This is a genomic window from Frigidibacter sp. MR17.24, from assembly GCF_037095655.1.
Lineage (GTDB): Bacteria > Pseudomonadota > Alphaproteobacteria > Rhodobacterales > Rhodobacteraceae > Frigidibacter.
Genome location: NZ_JBAWKE010000001.1, coordinates 1,403,278 through 1,419,663 on the forward strand (window position 1 = coordinate 1,403,278; position 16,386 = coordinate 1,419,663).

The following is a 16,386-nucleotide window of genomic DNA, read 5'->3' on the forward strand; positions in this document are numbered from 1 at the left end:
GCTCGGGCGCCGGGCTGTCGGCCGCCCCGCTCAGAGCAGCCCCCTCAGCCGGGTGACCAGCGCGCCGTAGCGCGCGGTGATCGGCGCATGGGCGACGTGGCGGCCGCCGGTGACGATGTGGCGCCCGGCCGACCACAGGTCGCTGACCAGCCGGTCGTCGCCCTGGAAGGCGAAGCTGTCGAGAAGACGGTCCCCCGACAGGCCCAGCAGTTCTCCCGCCCCGGTGTCGAGCGCCACGAGATCGGCCCAGAGCCCCGGCGCGATCGCGCCCGAGGCGCGCCCGGCGGCCTGCGCGCCGCCCGCCGCCACCGCCTCCCACAGCCGCCGGCCGGTGGAGCGTTCGGGCGTGGCCAGCACCGCCCGCGCCCGGTCGCGCAGCCGCTGCGAATATTCCAGCGTCCGCAGCTCCTCGGACAGCGAGATCCGGATGTTGCTGTCCGACCCGATCCCGATCGCACCGCCCGCGCCCAGGAACCGGACGCCGTCGAAGATCCCGTCGCCAAGGCTCGATTCGGTGATCGGGCACAGCCCCGCCACCGCGCCCGAGGCCGCCATCGCCAGCGTCTCCTCTGCCACCATCTGCGTGGCATGGATCAGGCACCAGCGCGCGTCGACCGGCGCGTTCGCCAGCAACCACTCGACCGGGCGCGCGCCGCGGTGCGCGATCAGCTCGTCGACCTCGGCCTGCTGCTCGGCCACGTGGATATGCACCGGCCCGTCCCCGGCCAGCGGCAGCACCGCCGCAAGCCCCGCCGGGTCGGCCGCGCGCAGCGAATGCGGCGCGATGCCCAGCCGGGCGTCGGGCGGCAGCGCGGCCAGCGCGCGGGCGGCGCCGTCATGCAGCGCGGCGAAGGTCTCGGGCGTGTTGAAGAACCGGTCCTGCCCGGGCGCGAGCGGGCGCAGGTCGCAGCCGCCGTACTGGTAGAACACCGGCAGCAGCGTCAGACCCAGCCCGGTCTCGGCCGCCGCGGCGGCGATGCGCCCCGACAGCTCGGCCCGGTCGGCATAGGCGCCACCCCCGGGCGCGTTGTGCAGATAGTGGAACTCTCCGACCGCGGCATAACCGGCCTCGGCCATCTGCATCTGCACATAGGCCGCGATCACCTGCACCTCGTCGGGGCCCAGCTGATCGAGGAAGCGGTACATCAGCCGCCGCCAGGTCCAGAAGCTGTCCGCGGGATCGGGGCCGCGCGCCTCGGTCAGCCCGGCCATGGCGCGCTGGAAGGCGTGGGAATGCAGGTTCACCGGCGCGGGCAGCAGCGCGCCGCGCCGCGCCGCGCCCGCCGGCGCCTCGGCCCCCGGGGTCACCGCGGCGATCCGCCCGGCGTCGTCCAGCCGCACCAGCACGTCGGCGGCCCAGCCCCCGGGCAGCAGCGCGGTCTCGGCCCAGATCTCGGTCATGTCGTCACGGCCTCCAGCCGGATCAGAAGGCAGGCGCCGGGGCCGGTCGCGACCTCGTCGCCCGGGTCGAGCATCAGCGTGTCGAAGCGCCCCAGCATCACCCCGTCGACCTGCATCGGCTCAAGCGCGAAGACCGCGCCGGGGCCCTGCAGCGCCGCGGGGTCGCGGGCGGGCGTCACCGAATGGGCGAAGGCGCCGCGCCGGGTCATCACGTTCAGGTCGGTGATCGGCCCCTCGATCAGCGCGGCATGGGTGGGCACGTCGCCGGGAAAGGCGAAGGGCCGGCCCGGCAGCAGCACCTCGGCCTCGTCGGTGCCGATCGCCAGCACCAGCCCCGCGCCCTCGATCACCGTCAGCGTGCGGTCGATGCCCGGGAAGGTCGAGAACGGCCCCGTGGCCATGACCGGCGCCATCGACAGCCGCCAGTCGAAGGGCGCGGCCGGTTCGGGCGAGGCGGCGCGCGCGATCTCGCGCGTGACGCCGCCGCCGTTGACCCAGGGCTGCTCGGCATAGCCGTCGGCGGGCAGATGTCTCATGCACGCCCTCCGGTCGGGGCTGCGGGGCGGTGGCGATGGAACATCTGGCACATCCTTCGGGAGGGCGGAGGGGGCGGGCCCCCTCCGGAAAGGAGTTGATCGCGCGTCAGTTCCCGAGGATCCCGGGCAGGCGCAGCCCGTGTTCGATGGCACAGTCGCGCGCGATGTCATAGCCCGCATCGGCATGGCGCATCACCCCGGTGGCCGGATCGTTCCACAGCACCCGGCCGATCCGCCGCGCCGCCGCCTCGGTTCCGTCGCAGCAGATCACCATGCCCGCGTGCTGGGAAAAGCCCATGCCGACGCCGCCGCCATGGTGCAGCGACACCCAGGTCGCGCCGCTCGCGCAGTTCAGCAGCGCGTTCAGCAGCGGCCAGTCGCTGACCGCGTCCGACCCGTCGCGCATCGCCTCGGTCTCGCGGTTGGGGCTGGCGACCGAGCCGCTGTCGAGATGGTCGCGGCCGATGACGACCGGGGCCTTCAGCTCGCCCTTCGCCACCATCTCGTTGAACGCGAGGCCCAGCCGGTGCCGGTCGCCGAGGCCGACCCAGCAGATCCGCGCCGGCAGGCCCTGGAAGGCAATGCGCTCGCGCGCCATGTCCAGCCAGTTGTGCAGGTGCGGGTTGTCGGGGATCAGCTCCTTCACCTTCTGGTCGGTCTTCCAGATGTCCTCGGGATCGCCCGAGAGCGCGGCCCAGCGGAACGGCCCGATGCCCTTGCAAAACAGCGGCCGGATGCAGGCCGGCACGAAGCCCGGGAAGGCGAAGGCACGCTCGAACCCTTCCTCCAGCGCGATCTGGCGGATGTTGTTGCCATAGTCGATCGTGGGCACGCCCGCATCGTGGAAGCCGACCATCGCCTCGACATGGGTGCGCATCGCCGCGCGGGCGGCGCGGTTGACCTCGTCCGGCGCGGTCTCCTGCTTCGCGCGCCAGTCGCCCAGCGACCAGCCCAGCGGCAGGTAGCCGTGGATCGGATCGTGGGCCGAGGTCTGGTCGGTGACGATCGCCGGGCGCGGACCGCCCTGCTTCATCCGCGCCAGAAGCTCGGGGAAGATCTCGGCGGCATTGCCCAGAAGGCCCACCGACTTCGCCTCGCCCTTGGCCGACCACTCTTCGATCAACGCCAGAGCTTCGTCGAGAGTGCGTGCCTTTTCATCGACATAGCGGGTACGCAGGCGAAAATCGATCCGGCTCTCGTCGCATTCGACGGCCAGGCAGCTGGCCCCCGCCATCACCGCCGCCAGCGGCTGCGCGCCGCCCATGCCGCCCAGGCCCCCGGTCAGGATCCACTTGCCCTTCAGATCGCCGCCATAATGCTGCCGGCCGGCCTCGACGAAGGTCTCGTAGGTGCCCTGCACGATGCCCTGCGCGCCGATGTAGATCCAGGACCCGGCGGTCATCTGGCCGTACATCATCAGCCCCTTGCGATCGAGCTCGTTGAAATGCTCCCAGTTGGCCCATTTCGGCACGAGGTTCGAATTCGCGATCAGCACCCGCGGCGCGTCGGCATGGGTGCGGAACACGCCCACGGGCTTGCCGGACTGCACCAGCAGCGTCTCGTCATCCTCCAGCGTCTTCAGCGTCTCGACGATCTTGTCGAAATCGGCCCAGCTGCGCGCGGCGCGGCCGATGCCGCCATAGACCACCAGGTCGTGCGGCCGCTCGGCGACGTCGGGATGCAGGTTGTTCATCAGCATCCGCATCGGCGCCTCGGTCAGCCAGCTTTTGGCGGTGATCTCGGGGCCGGTGGCGGGGAAGATGTCGCGGGCGTTGTGGCGCGGATCGGTCATTGTGCACGTCCTTTGGCAAGCGCGGGGGCCAGCCCGGCAATGGCTTCGAGAAGGTCTTTCAGGACCGGCCGCAGCTTGGCGGCCTTGGCGGGGTCGTAGGCGAAGGGCTGGGTCTCCGAGACGAGATGCGTCGACTGCGCAAGCTCCATCTGGATCGCGTGGAAGCCCTCGGCGGGGCGGCCCCAGTGGCGCGTGGTCCAGCCGCCGACGAACCGGCCGTTCAGCACGTGGTCGGTGCCGCCGACCGCCTGCATCGCCGCGGCCTCGATCTCGGGCGCGCAGGTGGTGCCATGGGCGGTGCCCACATTAAGATCGGGCAGCTTGCCGTTGAACAGGAACGGAATATGGCTGCGGATCGAATGGCAGTCATACAGGATCGCCACCCCGTGCCGGTCACGCACGCGGTGCATCTCGGCCGCCAGCGCGGCATGGTAGGGGGCGTGGAACAGCTGGCGGCGGCGCTCGATCTCGGCGGAGTCGGGGGCGCGGGTCCAGATCGGGTTCGCGTCGAAATCGGTCAGCGGCACGAGCCCGGTGGTGTTCTGCCCCGGATAAAGGCTTTCGCCCGTGGGATCGCGGTTCGCGTCGATGCCATAGCGGTGGAACCCCGCCCGCACCACCGTCGCGGCGGGCAGCAGGCCCGCGTAGAGACGCTCGATGTGCCAGTCGGTGTCGTCGAGACCGCGGCCGCGGTCGTTCAGATCGGCGAGGATCTCGGGCGGCAGCCAGGTGCCGACATGCGGCATCCCCAGCACCAGCGGGCCATCGCCCCGCTCGACGGTGACAACCTGTGTCATTCAGCCCTCCAGCCCGGGCAGGAGATCGGCGACCGCGGCGATGATCTCGCCACTCGATACCATCACTTTTGCAACATTCAGGTCGGGCGCCATGAAGCGGTCCTCGGTCAGGCTGTCGATTTTCGAACGGATCGCCGCGATCACCGCCTGAAGCCCCGGCGAGGTGGCGAGCGGGGCGCGGAACTCGATGCCCTGCGCGGCCGACAGCGCCTCGATCCCCAGGATGCCCTCGAGGTTGGCGACCATCGGGCCCAGCCGGCGGGCGCCGTGGCAGGCCATCGAGACATGGTCCTCCTGGTTGGCCGAGGTCGGCGTCGAATCGATCGAGGCCGGGTGCGCGCGCTGGCGGTTCTCGCTCATCAGCGCGGCCGAGGTGACCTCGGCGATCATCAGGCCCGAGTTCAGCCCCGGTTTCGCCGCCAGGAAGGCCGGCAGGCCGAAGCTGAGCGCGGGATCGACCAGAAGCGCCACGCGACGCTGCGCGATCGAGCCGATCTCGGCGATCGCGAGCGCGAGGATGTCAGCGGCGAAGGCCACCGGCTCGGCATGGAAGTTGCCGCCCGACACGACCGAGCCGTCCGACAGCACCAGCGGGTTGTCGGTGACGGCATTCGCCTCGGCCTCCAGCGTGCGGGCGCAGTGGCGGATCAGGTCAAGCGCGGCGCCGTCGACCTGCGGCTGGCAGCGGATGCAGTAGGGATCCTGCACGCGCTCGTCGCCGTCGGCATGGCTGGCGCGGATCTGGCTGCCGTCCAGAAGCGCGGCAAGGCTGGCCGCGGTGGCGATCTGGCCGGCATGGCCGCGCAGGGTGTGGATTTCGGGATGGAACGGCGCGGTCGAGCCCATCGCGGCATCGGTCGACAACGCGCCGGTGACCAGCGCCGTCTGCAGGCAGCGATGCGCGCCGAACAGCCCCGCCAGCGCCAGCGCGGTCGAGGTCTGGGTGCCGTTGATCAGCGCCAGCCCTTCCTTCGCGGCCAGCGTCACCGGCGAAAGCCCCGCGCGCCCGAGCGCCGCGCGCGCCGGCAGGCGCTGGCCGTCGACATCGGCCTCGCCCTCGCCCAGCATCGCCGCGGCCATGTGCGCCAGCGGCGCGAGATCGCCCGAGGCGCCGACCGACCCCTGTTCCGGGATCACCGGCATCACCCCGCGCGCCAGCATCGCCTCCAGCAGCGCAGTCACCTCGGGGCGCACGCCCGAGGCGCCGCGGCCCAGCGAGATCAGCTTGAGCGCCATGATCAGCCGCACCTCGGCGTGGCCCAGCGGCGCGCCGACGCCGCAGCAATGCGACAGGATCAGGTTGCGCTGCAGCGTCGCCACGTCGGCCGCGTCGATGCGGATCGAGGCGAGTTTGCCAAAGCCGGTGTTGATGCCATAGACAGCCTCGGTCCCGGCGGCGATCTCGGCGATGCGGGCGGCGCCGCGGGCGATGGCCGGCGCGGTCGAGGGGCACAGCCGCGCAGGCGCCGCGTCGCGCCAGATGGCTTCCAGCTGCGCCAGCGTGACGCTGCCGGGGGTCAGGGTGATCATGCGATCTCTCCGCGGAAGATGCGGGTATGGGCGGGGCGGAAGCCGATCCAGTAGACCAGTTCCGCCGGGCTGCCGATGTCCCACAGGGTGAAGTCGGCGCTCTTGCCGGGCTCGATCGTGCCGGTCTCGGGCAGGAGACCGGCGGCACGGGCGGCCTCGCGCGTGGTGGCGGCAAGGCATTCGGCCACGGTCAGGCGAAAGAGCGTGGCCCCGAGGTTCATCGTCAGCAAGAGCGAGGCGAGCGGCGACGAGCCGGGGTTGAGGTCGGTCGCGAGCGCCATCGGCACGCCGGCCGCGCGCAGGGCGGCGACCGGCGGGTGTTGGGTTTCGCGGATCGCGTAGGTGGCGCCGGGCAGCAGCACCGCGACCGTGCCCGAGGCCCGGATCGCCGCGACGCCGTCCGCATCGAGATATTCGATATGGTCAACGCTGAGCGCGCCATACCCGGCGGCAAAGGCCGATCCGTTCGAATTCGACAATTGTTCCGCATGCAGCTTCACCGGCAGGCCCAGGCTGCGGGCGCGGTCGAAGAGTGGGCGAAGCTCGTCGGGGGTGAAGGCGATGCGCTCGCAGAAGGCGTCGACCGCATCGACGAGCCCGGCGGCATGCGCGGCCTCGAGCCCCGGGATCGCGACCTCGGCGATGTAGTCGGCGTTGCGGCCCTTGTAGGCGGGCGGCGTCGCATGGGCGGCGAGCCAGCTTGTCGTGATGCGCACCGGCCGCAGCCCCGCGAGGCGGCGGGCCGCGCGCAGCATCGCGATCTCGGCCTCGATCGACAGGCCGTAGCCGGACTTGATCTCGATGCTCGAGGTGCCCTCGGACAGCAGCGCGTCCAGCCGCGGCAGCGCCTCGGCCACCAGCTGGTCCTCGGTGGCGGCGGCGGTGTTCCTCACCGTCGAGGCGATGCCGCCCCCTGCCCGCGCGATCTCTTCGTAGCTGGCCCCGTCGAGGCGCATCTCGAACTCGCGCGCGCGGTTGCCGGCGAAGACGAGGTGGGTGTGGCAGTCGACGAACGAGGGCAGCAGCCAGCGGCCCTGGCAGTCGGTCACGGGCAGGTCGCTGAAATCGGGCGGCAGGTCGGCCTCGGCACCGACCCAGGCGATGCGGCCGCGCTCGACCGCGACGGCGCCCGCGGCGATCGGTTCGGCTCCCTCGGCCATGGTCAGGATCCGCGCATTGGTCCAGACGCCGGATGTCATGATGCCCCCTGCAATATGTATATACATATTGATGCGGATTCGCCTGCCCCCGTCAAGGGGGCACGCGGGATGTCAGGCCATGGCGGCGGCGATCGCCTCGGCGCGCAGCTCTTCGGTCAGCTTGAGCCGCAGCTCCGAGAATTCGGGGGCGGATTTCAGCGTGTAGGTGCGCGGATGGGCGAAGGGCACCGGGGTGATCGACTTGATGCGCCCGGGCCGGGCCGACATCGTCACGACGCGGCCGGCCATGAACACGGCCTCTTCGATGTCGTGGGTGACGAAGATCACGGTCTTCTTCTCGCGCTCCCAGATGCCCAGCAGCAGTTCCTGCATCAGCGATCGGGTCTGGTTGTCGAGCGCGCCGAACGGCTCGTCGAGCAGCAGCACGCGGGGCTGGTTGGCCAGCGCCCGCGCGATGGCGCAGCGCTGCTGCATGCCGCCCGACAGGTGCCGGGGCCAGTGGTTCTCGAAGCCGCGCAGGCCGACGCGGTCGATGTAGGTCTCGACGATCTGGCGGGTCTTGGCGGCGGGCAGGCCCTTTTCGCGCAGCCCGAAGCCGATGTTCTGGCGCACGGTGAGCCAGGGGAACAGCGTGTAGCTTTGAAACACCATGCCGCGGTCGGCGCCGGGGCCGGTGACCGGCTTGCCGTCCAGCGTGATCGTGCCCGTGGTCGGCGTGTCGAGCCCCGCGACCATGCGCAGCAGCGTGGACTTGCCGCAGCCCGAGGGCCCGAGGATGGTGACGAAGTCGTTTTCGTCCAGCGCGAGATCGGTGGGTTGCAGCGCGGTGACCGGCGCGCCGCCGCGCACGCCGGGAAAGACGCGGCTGACGCCGCGGATGTCCAGAAGGCTCATGCGTATCTCCAGGCGAAGGCCCAAAGGTTCAGGCGGCGGAAGACGAGGTCGGTGATCAGGCCGATGACGCCGATGACGATGATGCCGAAGATCATCTGCCCCGTGGCCATCAGCGCCTGGGCGTTGATGATCATGTAGCCGATGCCCGACGAGGCGCCGATCAGCTCGGCCACGATGACGTAGGTCCAGGCCCAGCCCAGCACCAGCCGCAGCGTCTCGGCGATCTCGGGCGCGGCGGCGGGCAGGACCACGCGGCGCAGGATGCCCGACTGGCGCGCGCCGAGCGTGTAGGCGGCCTCGACCAGGTCGCGGCGGGTGCCGGCGACGATGACCGAGATCATCAGGATCAGCTGGAACACCGAGCCGATGAAGATCACCAGAAGCTTCTGCGTCTCGCCGATGCCGGCCCACAGGATCAGGAGCGGCACGAAGGCCGAGGCCGGCAGGTAGCGGGCGAAGGAGATGAAGGGTTCGAACAGCGCCTCGATCGGCTTGTAGGCGCCCATGGCGATGCCCAGCGGCACCGCGACCACGGCGGCCATGCCGAAGCCGCCGAAGACCCGCCAGGCGGTCATGCCGATGTCCTCGGCGAAGCCGCGCCTGGACAGCAGCCACCAGCCGTCCGCCAGCATCTTCTGCGGCGAGGCCAGGAAGGTCGGCGTGACGATGCCCGTGGCGGTGACGAACCACCAGGCGGCGATGAAGAGGATGAAGAACAGAAGGCCCAGCGCCACGCGGCGGCGCGGATGGATCGGGTCGAGCGGTTTCATGCGGGGGGTCCGGTGATGCCCCCGGGTGCGGACCCGGGGGACGATCCTGTCAGTCGAGATACTGGGTGTCGACCAGGGTCGAGACGTCGGGCGCGGTCTGGATCAGCCCGGTCTTGACCAGCAGGTCGGCGGCCTCGGTCGCGAAGGTGACGTATTCGTCGGCGAAGAAGGTCTTCGCGGCGTCGAGCGACTGCCATTCGAGATAGCCGGCCGAGGCGCCGAACTGCTCGGCGGTCTGGTTCACGTCGGCGCCCATGATCCCGAAGGCCTTGTCCTTGTCCGAGGCGATCATGGCGAGCGCGTCGGCATAGGAGGCGGCGATGGCCTTGGCGGCCTCGGGGTGGTCCGACAGGAAGTCGGGGGTGCAGCCGAAGGTGTCCATCACCGCCGGGTAGTCGAGCGTGGTGGCGATGATCTTGCCGGCGTCCTTGGCCTCGCGCACCGAGGACAGGTAGGGCTCGTAGGTCATGGCGGCGTCGTTCTGGCCGGCGATGAAGGCCTGCGCGGCGGGACCGGGTTCGAGGTTGACCACGGTCACGTCGTCGATCGACATGCCGTTCTTGGCCAGGATCCAGTTCAGGTAGAAATAGGGCGAGGTGCCGGGGGCCGAGGCGGCGACGGTCTTGCCCTTGAGGTCGGCGATGGTGGCGATGTCGTTCCGGACGACCATGCCGTCGGCGCCGTGCGACTTGTCGAGCTGGAAGATCTGCGTGGCCTTCACGTTGTTTGCGTCCCAGATCAGCCAGGTCTCGACCGTGGTCGCGGCGCACTGGATGTCGCCCGAGGCGAGCGCGAGCCCGCGCGAGGCCTGCGGGATCTTGGTCAGGGTGACGTTCAGCCCGTGCTTCTCGAAGATGCCGGTCTCCTTGGCCAGCGTCAGCGGCGCGAAGCCGGTCCAGCCCGACAGGCCGATCGACACGTCGGTCATGTCCTGCGCCGCCGCGGGCAGCGCCGCGGAGAAGGCGGTCAGGGCGGCAAGGCCGGCAGGGGCCAGCAGTCTGGTGGCGGTCATGGTCCGAATCCCCGTTGTCGTTTCCGATGGGAATGCAACCAACCGCTGCCGGTTTTGTCTATACAAAAGCCCCCGCCACCGGCGCTGACGGTGCGCGCCTGCCCGGATCATGGGCGGGCTGCGGCGTCAGGTGGCGCCCGGGATGCGCGACCAGCGCAGCTTGGGGGTGGCCAGCGCGGCATTCGGCACGCCCGGCCCCTGCAGCAGTTCCTTGGCCAGCGGCCCCTGCCCGCGCGGGATCACCCCGGCCGACATCGCCAGCGACAGCATCCCGCCCGCGATCGCCGTCGCCGCCGAGGTGCCCGAGAAATGGCAATAGTAGGACCGGTAGTCGAGCACCGCCCCCGCCTCGGTCGCGAGCCCGGTGAAGGCCGAGCCGTTGTAGCCGGCCCGCCCCGGCACGTCGGTCGTCACGATTTCCAGCGGCGAGTAGGTGCTGGCCGAGATGTCCCGGGTCGTCGGCACGCTGTCGATCGCCCCGGCATAGCCGCTGCCCTGCTCCCAGGCGCGGAAGCCGGCGCTGTTGGGGTCGAGCCGCGCGATCCGCTCGTCCAGCCGCTCGCCGTCGCCCGAGGGGGCGAAGACGGTGACCGGCGTCCCGGTGCCACCGGCGCTGAAGGCCGAGGGCTGACCGGTCGAGGCATGGGCGCCGACGGCGATGATGCCGTTGCCGGGCGCGGCGAGGCTTGCGGGATAGGCCATGCGCTCCTCGCCGGAATTGCCGGCCGCGCACAGGATCGGGATCGTCTTCGAGATCTCGAGGATCAGCGCCTCGAGCACCTGCCAGCCGACGATCTCGGCGGCGGCGAGCCCGACGCCGAGCCGGGCCGAGAGCCGCTCGCGCAGGTCGGCGGGCTCGCCCGGCAAGGGCGGAGTGACCGCGGCCGGGGCCGGCACCTCGCGCGCGAGCACGATCAGGTCGGCGCGGATCATCCAGGCGTAGAGCAGCGCGAGGATCAGCTGCTCGGGCTCGGGGTCAAAATGGGTCGAGACCGGCACGATCCGGCAGTAGGGATCGACGCCGGCATAGGCGAAGCCAAGCCCCCCGGCCGGCGCCGGCAGCGCGAGCGGGGTGCCGCCGGGCAGGTCCATGAGCGTCGGGCCGACCATCGGCACCTCGGCCGCGGCGCGCGGGCGGGCGCCGATCAGCCCGGCCATCGCCGTGCCATGCGCCGAGAAGCTGGCGCGCGTGGCCGGAAACACGGTGCCCGGCCGCGGCGCCGGGTCCTGCCCCGCGGCATGGGCCGCGCGCAGCCCCTCGGCAAGCCGGTCGAGATAGGGCTGCGCGGCCGCGATCGGCGCCGGGCGCGCGGCCGCGGGCGCAAGCTCGGGCGGCAGCGCCGGGCCGGGGCGCGGGAAGGCGCCGTGGCGGGCCGAGAACAGGTCGAGCGCGAGCCCGCCCTCGATCGCCGGGGCGAGGTTGGGGTGGTCCATCGCGACCGAGGTGTCGATCAGCGCGACCCGGGTCGGGGGCGGCGCGCCGGGCGCGGCCCGCGCCGTCTCGACCTTGACCCAGGCCGGGGCGGCGAAGGTCGCCGGATCCTCGATCACCCCGATCTCGAACAGGTGCCACAGCGCGTGGTAGGCCGGGTAGCGCCCCGATCCGCGGGTGCCCGGGCTGGGCGCGTCGAGTTCCGCCATCACCGTCTCCTAGAGCCATTCCGCGCGGGCGCGCAGCATCTGTTCTTCCAGCACGATCTCGTAGACCGGCACCATCATCCGCGCGAGATCGTGGCCCGCGCGGCTGTCCGACGGGTAGTGCACCCCCGCCCATTCGCGGTTCTCGGCGATGCGGCGGGCCGAGTGGAACAGGGCCGAGATCCCGGGATGCTCGGGGATCACCCGCGCCATCACGAAGGCGATCGAATAGGACTGGAACGAGTGGTTCGACGGGTAGGAGGCATGGCCCGGCACCGCCACGAAGGGCTTGAGCTGGGGATTGACCTCGGAGGGCCGCGGGGCGTCGTAGCGGGCCTTGTAGCGCAGCCCCACCGTCTCGGCGAGCCAGACCACCGTCAGCATCAGCGCCGTCGTCTCGGGCATGGCATCGTCGCTTTCGATCCCGAGCGGACGCAGGTAGCCCGACAGCTCGAGATCGACCTGGCCCAGGATCTCGTCGCGCCGCGCGGCCTCGGCCAGGGTGTCGAGCAGGGCGCGGCGCGCGAGCAGGTCGAGCGTCTCGGCCATCAGGCCCGAGGGCGCGGGCGGCAGCGCGAGCGGCAGGTCGATCCAGGCGGGCGCGAGCCGGTGCAGCATCTCCAGCTCGCGCCAGGGGGCGAGGATCTGCGCGCCGCCGAAGCCGCCGCCCTGCCCGGTCCGGCTGCCGCCCAGCACGCGGTTGCGATTGCGGTTCCTGTTGCGATTGCGGTTTCGGTTGCGGTTCAGCGCCCCGGCCGCGCCGCTGCCGCCCGCCGCGATCGCCGCGACCTCGGTCACGTCCGAGGGCGCCGGGCCCGCGGGCGGCGACGGGGCGACGGCGCCGGCCGGGCTCACCAGCTCGAAGCTGTCGCCCACCGACAGCAGCCAGGTCGCCGCGAGAAGGTCGCTGAAGTATGGCATGTCCCGGTCTCTCCGTTCAGATCCCCGCCCCAGATCGCACCTCAGATCCCACCTCAGATTCCGGCCCGCGCGAGGCCCGCGCGCAGAAGCTGGCGCGCCTCGGGCACGACGATCGACATCCGGGTCTGGTCGGCCCAGTCGGTCGAGAAGCTGGGATCAAGCCGGCGCACCTTGCCCAGCAGCGCCTTGGCCGCGTCGGTCTGGCCGCCATGCGCGAGGCTGACGGCGGTGTAGCGCATCACCGGCGGATAGTCGGGCCGCTGCGCCAGCACCGACTGGCCGATGGCCGCGGCCCCGTCGAAATCGCCCTGCAGCGTGGCGATCATGCATTGCGTGGTCTCGTAGCTGAAGCGGATCGGGCTGCCGCCGCCCAGCCGCACCGCGCGCGCCGCCGCCTCCTGCGCGGCGGTGAACCGCCCGGCATAGGCGCGGTGCAGCGCGAGGTGATCCCAGGCGAAGGCCGAGCGCGGCGACAGCTTCAGCGCCCGCGTGAGCCAGTCGTCGGCCCCGTCGCGATCGTGCAGGATGAAGCCCGTCGCATGGCCCGCCAGCGCGCAGGCCAGCCCGTTGCGCGTCGTGCGCATCGGGTCTGCGGCGATCAGCTCCAGCGTCTCGGTGCGCAGGTCCTCGTCGAACCGTCCCCAGCTTTCGGCCACGCGGAAGGTGTTGAGATAGGCCGCGAGCGACAGGTAGATCGCGTCCCCCGTCCGGTCCCAGCTTTCGTCGATCTGGCGCCGCAGCCCCTCGAGCGCGCCGTGGTCGCACTGGAACATGACCGTCATCGCGTGGAACGGGCTGACGGTCGCGCCGCCGTCCGCGCGGGCGCGCAGCTGCTCGATCGTGTCCGCCGCCTGCACCACGACATCGGCGAAGAAGCCCGCCGCCGTCTCGCCGATCGGGCCCGCGAAGGCGCCGTCAAGCTGCACCTCGCTCGACCAGGCCATCTCGCGGCAGCCCTGCCCCAGCGCGACGATGCGGATCGAGCACCAGTCGCCCTCCTGGTAGAGATGCAGCCGCAGGTACAGCGCCGGCTCCTCGATCGGGCCGGCCATCTCGATCTCGCCGCCCAGCTCGCGGTAGTCGAAGATCACCGCGCCAAGATCGTCGCGCAGGCTCAGCGCCAGCCGGTCGAGCACCGCGTCCGCGAGGAACCGTGCCCGCACGCCCCCGCCCTGCAGCACCGGCAGCAGCAGCCCCAGGATCGGCCGGTCGGGATCGCGCTCGCCCGGCATCAGCAGCAGCGGCTCGGCCGCGGGGGCCGGGCGCGGCGCGGGCGCGGGCTCGCTCAGCCGGGTCTCGATCCGGTCGCACCAGTAGCTGCGCTGGCTGCGCAGCCAGTCCTCGAATTCCTCCGCCGCCCCGCCCAGCCGCGGGTTCAGCCCCTCGAGCACATCGGGGATCTCGCCGCGCAGGGCGAAGGGCAAGGGCCCGCCACGCTCGAGCGTCAGCAGGTCGACGACCAGCGCGTCGAGCGACAGCGTGACCGAGGTCTCGTCCGTGGCCAGCAGCGAGGGCGAGAGCGCGCCGAGGCTGCGGCGCAGGCCGTGCAGCGCGGTGCGCAGGCTTTGCGCGGCAAGGCTCGGGTCCTTCTCGGCCCAGAACAGGTCCTGAAGGCGGACGCGGGTGACGGTGCCATGGGGCGCAAGGGCAAGCACCGCGAGAATCGCGCGCTGCAGGCCCGGGCCGGGGGTGACGTCGCGCCCCTCGGCATCGACAAGGCGCAGGGGACCCAGCAGGAAAAGGCGCAAACCGCCCCCTGCGAGCCCGCTCTGGGTTCGCCCGCCACCACTCATCCCGTACACCCTGACACCAAGGCAATTCACCGAACGAGGGTATGCTAACGGACTTCCGAGCCCGCGCAAAGCGGGCTCGGATGCCGGGGAGAGCGATCCCTGTCTGGGTAAGGACAGAGCTGTTTTCGAAATCACAGGGACGCTCCGGAAAATGTCTTTGGTCTAAATCCTGGCCTTGCAAAAAGCCGCCCCGGGGCAAGAGGCCCCCCGGGGCGACAGAGAGGGAGCAGGGAAATCTCCCTTTAACAGGCGCAACGGCGGGCCGAGGGCAGCGTCAACATGCCGGGGTGCCGCCGACACCGGCCCCCCGACAAGACCGGGGTTTGCAGACCGGCACCCGCACGTGCCGCCCCTCCGCCCCGGTCCGGAACTCGTCACCACACTGCGGTGCCACCCTCGGTTCCGTTTCGCCCCATCACCCTGTCCCGGGGCCGTGAGCGCAGCGTTAGGGAGCGGCCGGTCCACGGCGCAAAACGCGAAATTTTTAACAACCGACTGTTCGAACACCTAAGTTTTTTTCAGCATCCCCCGACGTGTCGCCGCCCGCGGCCCCCGCCCGCTCACGCCTGCTCACGCCCGGTCGCGGTCCGCTCACGCCGTACCCGGCGCCGCTCACGCCGGGATCGGGCCCGCTCACGCCCGGGCCGCCCCGATCCCGCGGGCCGCGGCCCGGCGCGACTCTGGCCGAATCGGCGCTTGGCGAGGCGGGGCGAACAGGGGCGGTCGCACGCGGGGGCGACCCGGGCCATGCGGGGCCGTCGCAATTCCGTTTCATCCCGGCCCTAGGCTTTGGCACGGGTGCCGCCACCATCCCCCGGCGGCACCGTTCCGGGCCGGGGTCGCATGCCCCCAGTGCCGCGTCGCGTCCCCGCCACGACGCCCCGGCCCGGTCCGCCCCGCCCTCCCGCCCGCGCCGGTACCGGCCAGACCCACCCCGTCACCCGCCGGCGGGGCTGGACCGCCCCCGCCGGCGCCCCTAAGGTCGCGCCCGCAACCGGCACGGCCGCTGCCCGGCCGGGGCACGGGCCCCGCGCGCGACGACCGACCTTCACGAGGATCCGACACATGGCATTTGGCACCAACATCCGCACCTTCTTCGACGGCCGCTGGCACGAGGGCGACATCGCGGTGATGAAGGCCGCCGACCACGGGATCTGGCAGGGGTCTTCGGTCTTCGACGGCGCACGCTATTTCGAGGGGATCGCGCCCGATCTCGACGCGCATTGCGCCCGCCTCAACCGCTCGGCCGAGGCGCTGATGATCGAGCCGTCGATGGCCGCGGACGAGATCACCGCCATCGTGCGCGAGGGGCTGAAAGCCTATGGCAAGGACCAGCCGGTCTACATCCGGCCGATGTACTGGGCGATCCACGGCTCTGACCTGGGCGTGGCCCCGGCCGCGGGCGCGACCGGCTTCGCCATCAGCCTCGAGGAGGTGGCGATGCCGCCGGCCGAGAAGGCGACGACCCTGACCACGACCAGCTTCCGCCGCCCGGTGCTGGCCGACAACGTCTGCAACGCCAAGGCCGGCTGCCTTTATCCCAACAACGCGCGGATGCTGGTCGAGGCGCAGCGCAAGGGCTTCGGCAACGCGCTGGTGCAGGACGCGATGGGCAATGTCGCCGAAAGCGCGACCGCGAACGTGTTCATGGTGCGCGACGGCGTCGTCTTCACGCCGATCGCCAACGGCACCTTCCTGTCGGGCCTGACGCGGGCGCGCCACATCGCCAACCTGCGCGCCGACGGGGTCGAGGTGGTCGAGGCGGTGCTGACGCTCGAGGATTTCCGCGCCGCCGACGAGGTGTTCCTGTCGGGCAACTTCGCCAAGGTCACGCCGGTCTCGGCCTTCGACGACCGCCGCTATGGCGACAACCCGGTGACGAAGCGGGTCCGTGCGCTCTACTGGGACTGGGCGCATTCAGCCGAGGCCCGCGCCGCGGCCGCCGCCTGAGAACCTGACAGACCGAAAGCCTGACGGCCCGGCCGCTGCGCGCGCCCGGGCCGGCTGCGCTGGACCGCAGGGCACGGCGCCGGACGGCCCGTGCCCGGTGCATGCGCCAGGCAGTGTCTCGGGCCGGGCGGCGACACCGGGGCCGCAACCTGCCCGCAGGGGCAAGGTGCCGACCGAACAGCCCGTTGCCCC

At 71.7% G+C, this 16,386-nt stretch carries 13 protein-coding genes; 1 reads left to right on the forward strand and 12 read right to left on the reverse strand.

Annotated features, from left to right (window positions below; translation table 11 throughout):
* Nucleotides 1-30 precede the first annotated feature (30 nt).
* The 12 genes from V8J39_RS06700 to V8J39_RS06755 all read right to left on the reverse strand — a co-directional run bounded on the left by V8J39_RS06700 (nucleotide 31) and on the right by V8J39_RS06755 (nucleotide 14,199).
* The gene (locus tag V8J39_RS06700) at nucleotides 31-1,401 is read right to left on the reverse strand and encodes a formimidoylglutamate deiminase (RefSeq protein WP_336460061.1); all 1,371 of its coding nucleotides are present in this window, start codon (nucleotides 1,399-1,401) and stop codon (nucleotides 31-33) included.
* Nucleotides 1,398-1,937, reverse strand: a complete 540-nt coding sequence (locus tag V8J39_RS06705; RefSeq protein ID WP_336460062.1) for a HutD/Ves family protein — start codon at nucleotides 1,935-1,937, stop codon at nucleotides 1,398-1,400. Before V8J39_RS06705 ends, V8J39_RS06700 begins: the two co-directional genes overlap by 4 nt.
* Nucleotides 1,938-2,043: 106 nt before the next feature.
* A complete protein-coding gene (gene hutU / locus V8J39_RS06710) occupies nucleotides 2,044-3,729 on the reverse strand; it encodes a urocanate hydratase (protein ID WP_336460063.1) in 1,686 nt (561 codons plus the stop codon).
* A complete protein-coding gene (hutG, locus tag V8J39_RS06715; RefSeq protein WP_336460064.1) occupies nucleotides 3,726-4,526 on the reverse strand; it encodes an N-formylglutamate deformylase in 801 nt (266 codons plus the stop codon). Before hutG ends, hutU begins: the two co-directional genes overlap by 4 nt.
* Nucleotides 4,527-6,056 carry a histidine ammonia-lyase gene (hutH, locus tag V8J39_RS06720; RefSeq protein WP_336460065.1) on the reverse strand — a complete coding sequence of 510 codons (1,530 nt, stop codon included), beginning with the start codon at nucleotides 6,054-6,056 and terminating at the stop codon, nucleotides 4,527-4,529.
* Nucleotides 6,053-7,255: an imidazolonepropionase gene (hutI, locus tag V8J39_RS06725; protein WP_336460066.1), complete on the reverse strand. Its 1,203-nt coding sequence runs from the start codon at nucleotides 7,253-7,255 to the stop codon at nucleotides 6,053-6,055. The genes hutH and hutI overlap by 4 nt, the downstream gene beginning before the upstream one ends.
* A gap of 72 nt (nucleotides 7,256-7,327) precedes the next feature.
* Nucleotides 7,328-8,110 (reverse strand): ABC transporter ATP-binding protein, encoded by a 783-nt coding sequence (locus V8J39_RS06730; protein ID WP_336460067.1) that lies wholly within the window; start codon nucleotides 8,108-8,110, stop codon nucleotides 7,328-7,330.
* A complete protein-coding gene (locus V8J39_RS06735; protein WP_336460068.1) occupies nucleotides 8,107-8,880 on the reverse strand; it encodes an ABC transporter permease in 774 nt (257 codons plus the stop codon). Before V8J39_RS06735 ends, V8J39_RS06730 begins: the two co-directional genes overlap by 4 nt.
* Before the next feature lie 49 nt (nucleotides 8,881-8,929).
* Complete coding sequence (locus V8J39_RS06740; protein ID WP_336460069.1) at nucleotides 8,930-9,892, reverse strand: ABC transporter substrate-binding protein; 963 nt, start codon at nucleotides 9,890-9,892, stop codon at nucleotides 8,930-8,932.
* Nucleotides 9,893-10,018: 126 nt separating this feature from the next.
* Nucleotides 10,019-11,533 carry a S8 family serine peptidase gene (locus V8J39_RS06745; RefSeq protein ID WP_336460070.1) on the reverse strand — a complete coding sequence of 505 codons (1,515 nt, stop codon included), beginning with the start codon at nucleotides 11,531-11,533 and terminating at the stop codon, nucleotides 10,019-10,021.
* A gap of 9 nt (nucleotides 11,534-11,542) precedes the next feature.
* Nucleotides 11,543-12,451, reverse strand: a complete 909-nt coding sequence (locus V8J39_RS06750) for a phosphatase PAP2 family protein (RefSeq protein ID WP_336460071.1) — start codon at nucleotides 12,449-12,451, stop codon at nucleotides 11,543-11,545.
* A 53-nt stretch (nucleotides 12,452-12,504) separates the two neighbouring features.
* Nucleotides 12,505-14,199, reverse strand: a complete 1,695-nt coding sequence (locus V8J39_RS06755) for a tetratricopeptide repeat protein (protein ID WP_336460072.1) — start codon at nucleotides 14,197-14,199, stop codon at nucleotides 12,505-12,507.
* A 1,110-nt stretch (nucleotides 14,200-15,309) separates the two neighbouring features.
* Here V8J39_RS06755 and V8J39_RS06760 point away from each other — a divergent pair.
* The gene (locus tag V8J39_RS06760) at nucleotides 15,310-16,194 is read left to right on the forward strand and encodes a branched-chain amino acid aminotransferase (protein ID WP_336460073.1); all 885 of its coding nucleotides are present in this window, start codon (nucleotides 15,310-15,312) and stop codon (nucleotides 16,192-16,194) included.
* Nucleotides 16,195-16,386: the final 192 nt, after the last annotated feature.

What these genes read in the sequence shown, in the direction of transcription:
- V8J39_RS06745 (WP_336460070.1), bottom strand. Translation starts at nt 11,533, where the DNA reads ATGGCGGAACTCGACGCGCCCAGCCCGGGCACCCGCGGATCGGGGCGC.
- hutI (WP_336460066.1), bottom strand. Translation starts at nt 7,255, where the DNA reads ATGACATCCGGCGTCTGGACCAATGCGCGGATCCTGACCATGGCCGAG.
- V8J39_RS06750 (WP_336460071.1), bottom strand. Translation starts at nt 12,451, where the DNA reads ATGCCATACTTCAGCGACCTTCTCGCGGCGACCTGGCTGCTGTCGGTG.
- V8J39_RS06705 (WP_336460062.1), bottom strand. Translation starts at nt 1,937, where the DNA reads ATGAGACATCTGCCCGCCGACGGCTATGCCGAGCAGCCCTGGGTCAAC.
- hutH (WP_336460065.1), bottom strand. Translation starts at nt 6,056, where the DNA reads ATGATCACCCTGACCCCCGGCAGCGTCACGCTGGCGCAGCTGGAAGCC.
- V8J39_RS06730 (WP_336460067.1), bottom strand. Translation starts at nt 8,110, where the DNA reads ATGAGCCTTCTGGACATCCGCGGCGTCAGCCGCGTCTTTCCCGGCGTG.
- hutG (WP_336460064.1), bottom strand. Translation starts at nt 4,526, where the DNA reads ATGACACAGGTTGTCACCGTCGAGCGGGGCGATGGCCCGCTGGTGCTG.
- V8J39_RS06740 (WP_336460069.1), bottom strand. Translation starts at nt 9,892, where the DNA reads ATGACCGCCACCAGACTGCTGGCCCCTGCCGGCCTTGCCGCCCTGACC.
- V8J39_RS06700 (WP_336460061.1), bottom strand. Translation starts at nt 1,401, where the DNA reads ATGACCGAGATCTGGGCCGAGACCGCGCTGCTGCCCGGGGGCTGGGCC.
- V8J39_RS06735 (WP_336460068.1), bottom strand. Translation starts at nt 8,880, where the DNA reads ATGAAACCGCTCGACCCGATCCATCCGCGCCGCCGCGTGGCGCTGGGC.
- hutU (WP_336460063.1), bottom strand. Translation starts at nt 3,729, where the DNA reads ATGACCGATCCGCGCCACAACGCCCGCGACATCTTCCCCGCCACCGGC.
- V8J39_RS06760 (WP_336460073.1), top strand. Translation starts at nt 15,310, where the DNA reads ATGGCATTTGGCACCAACATCCGCACCTTCTTCGACGGCCGCTGGCAC.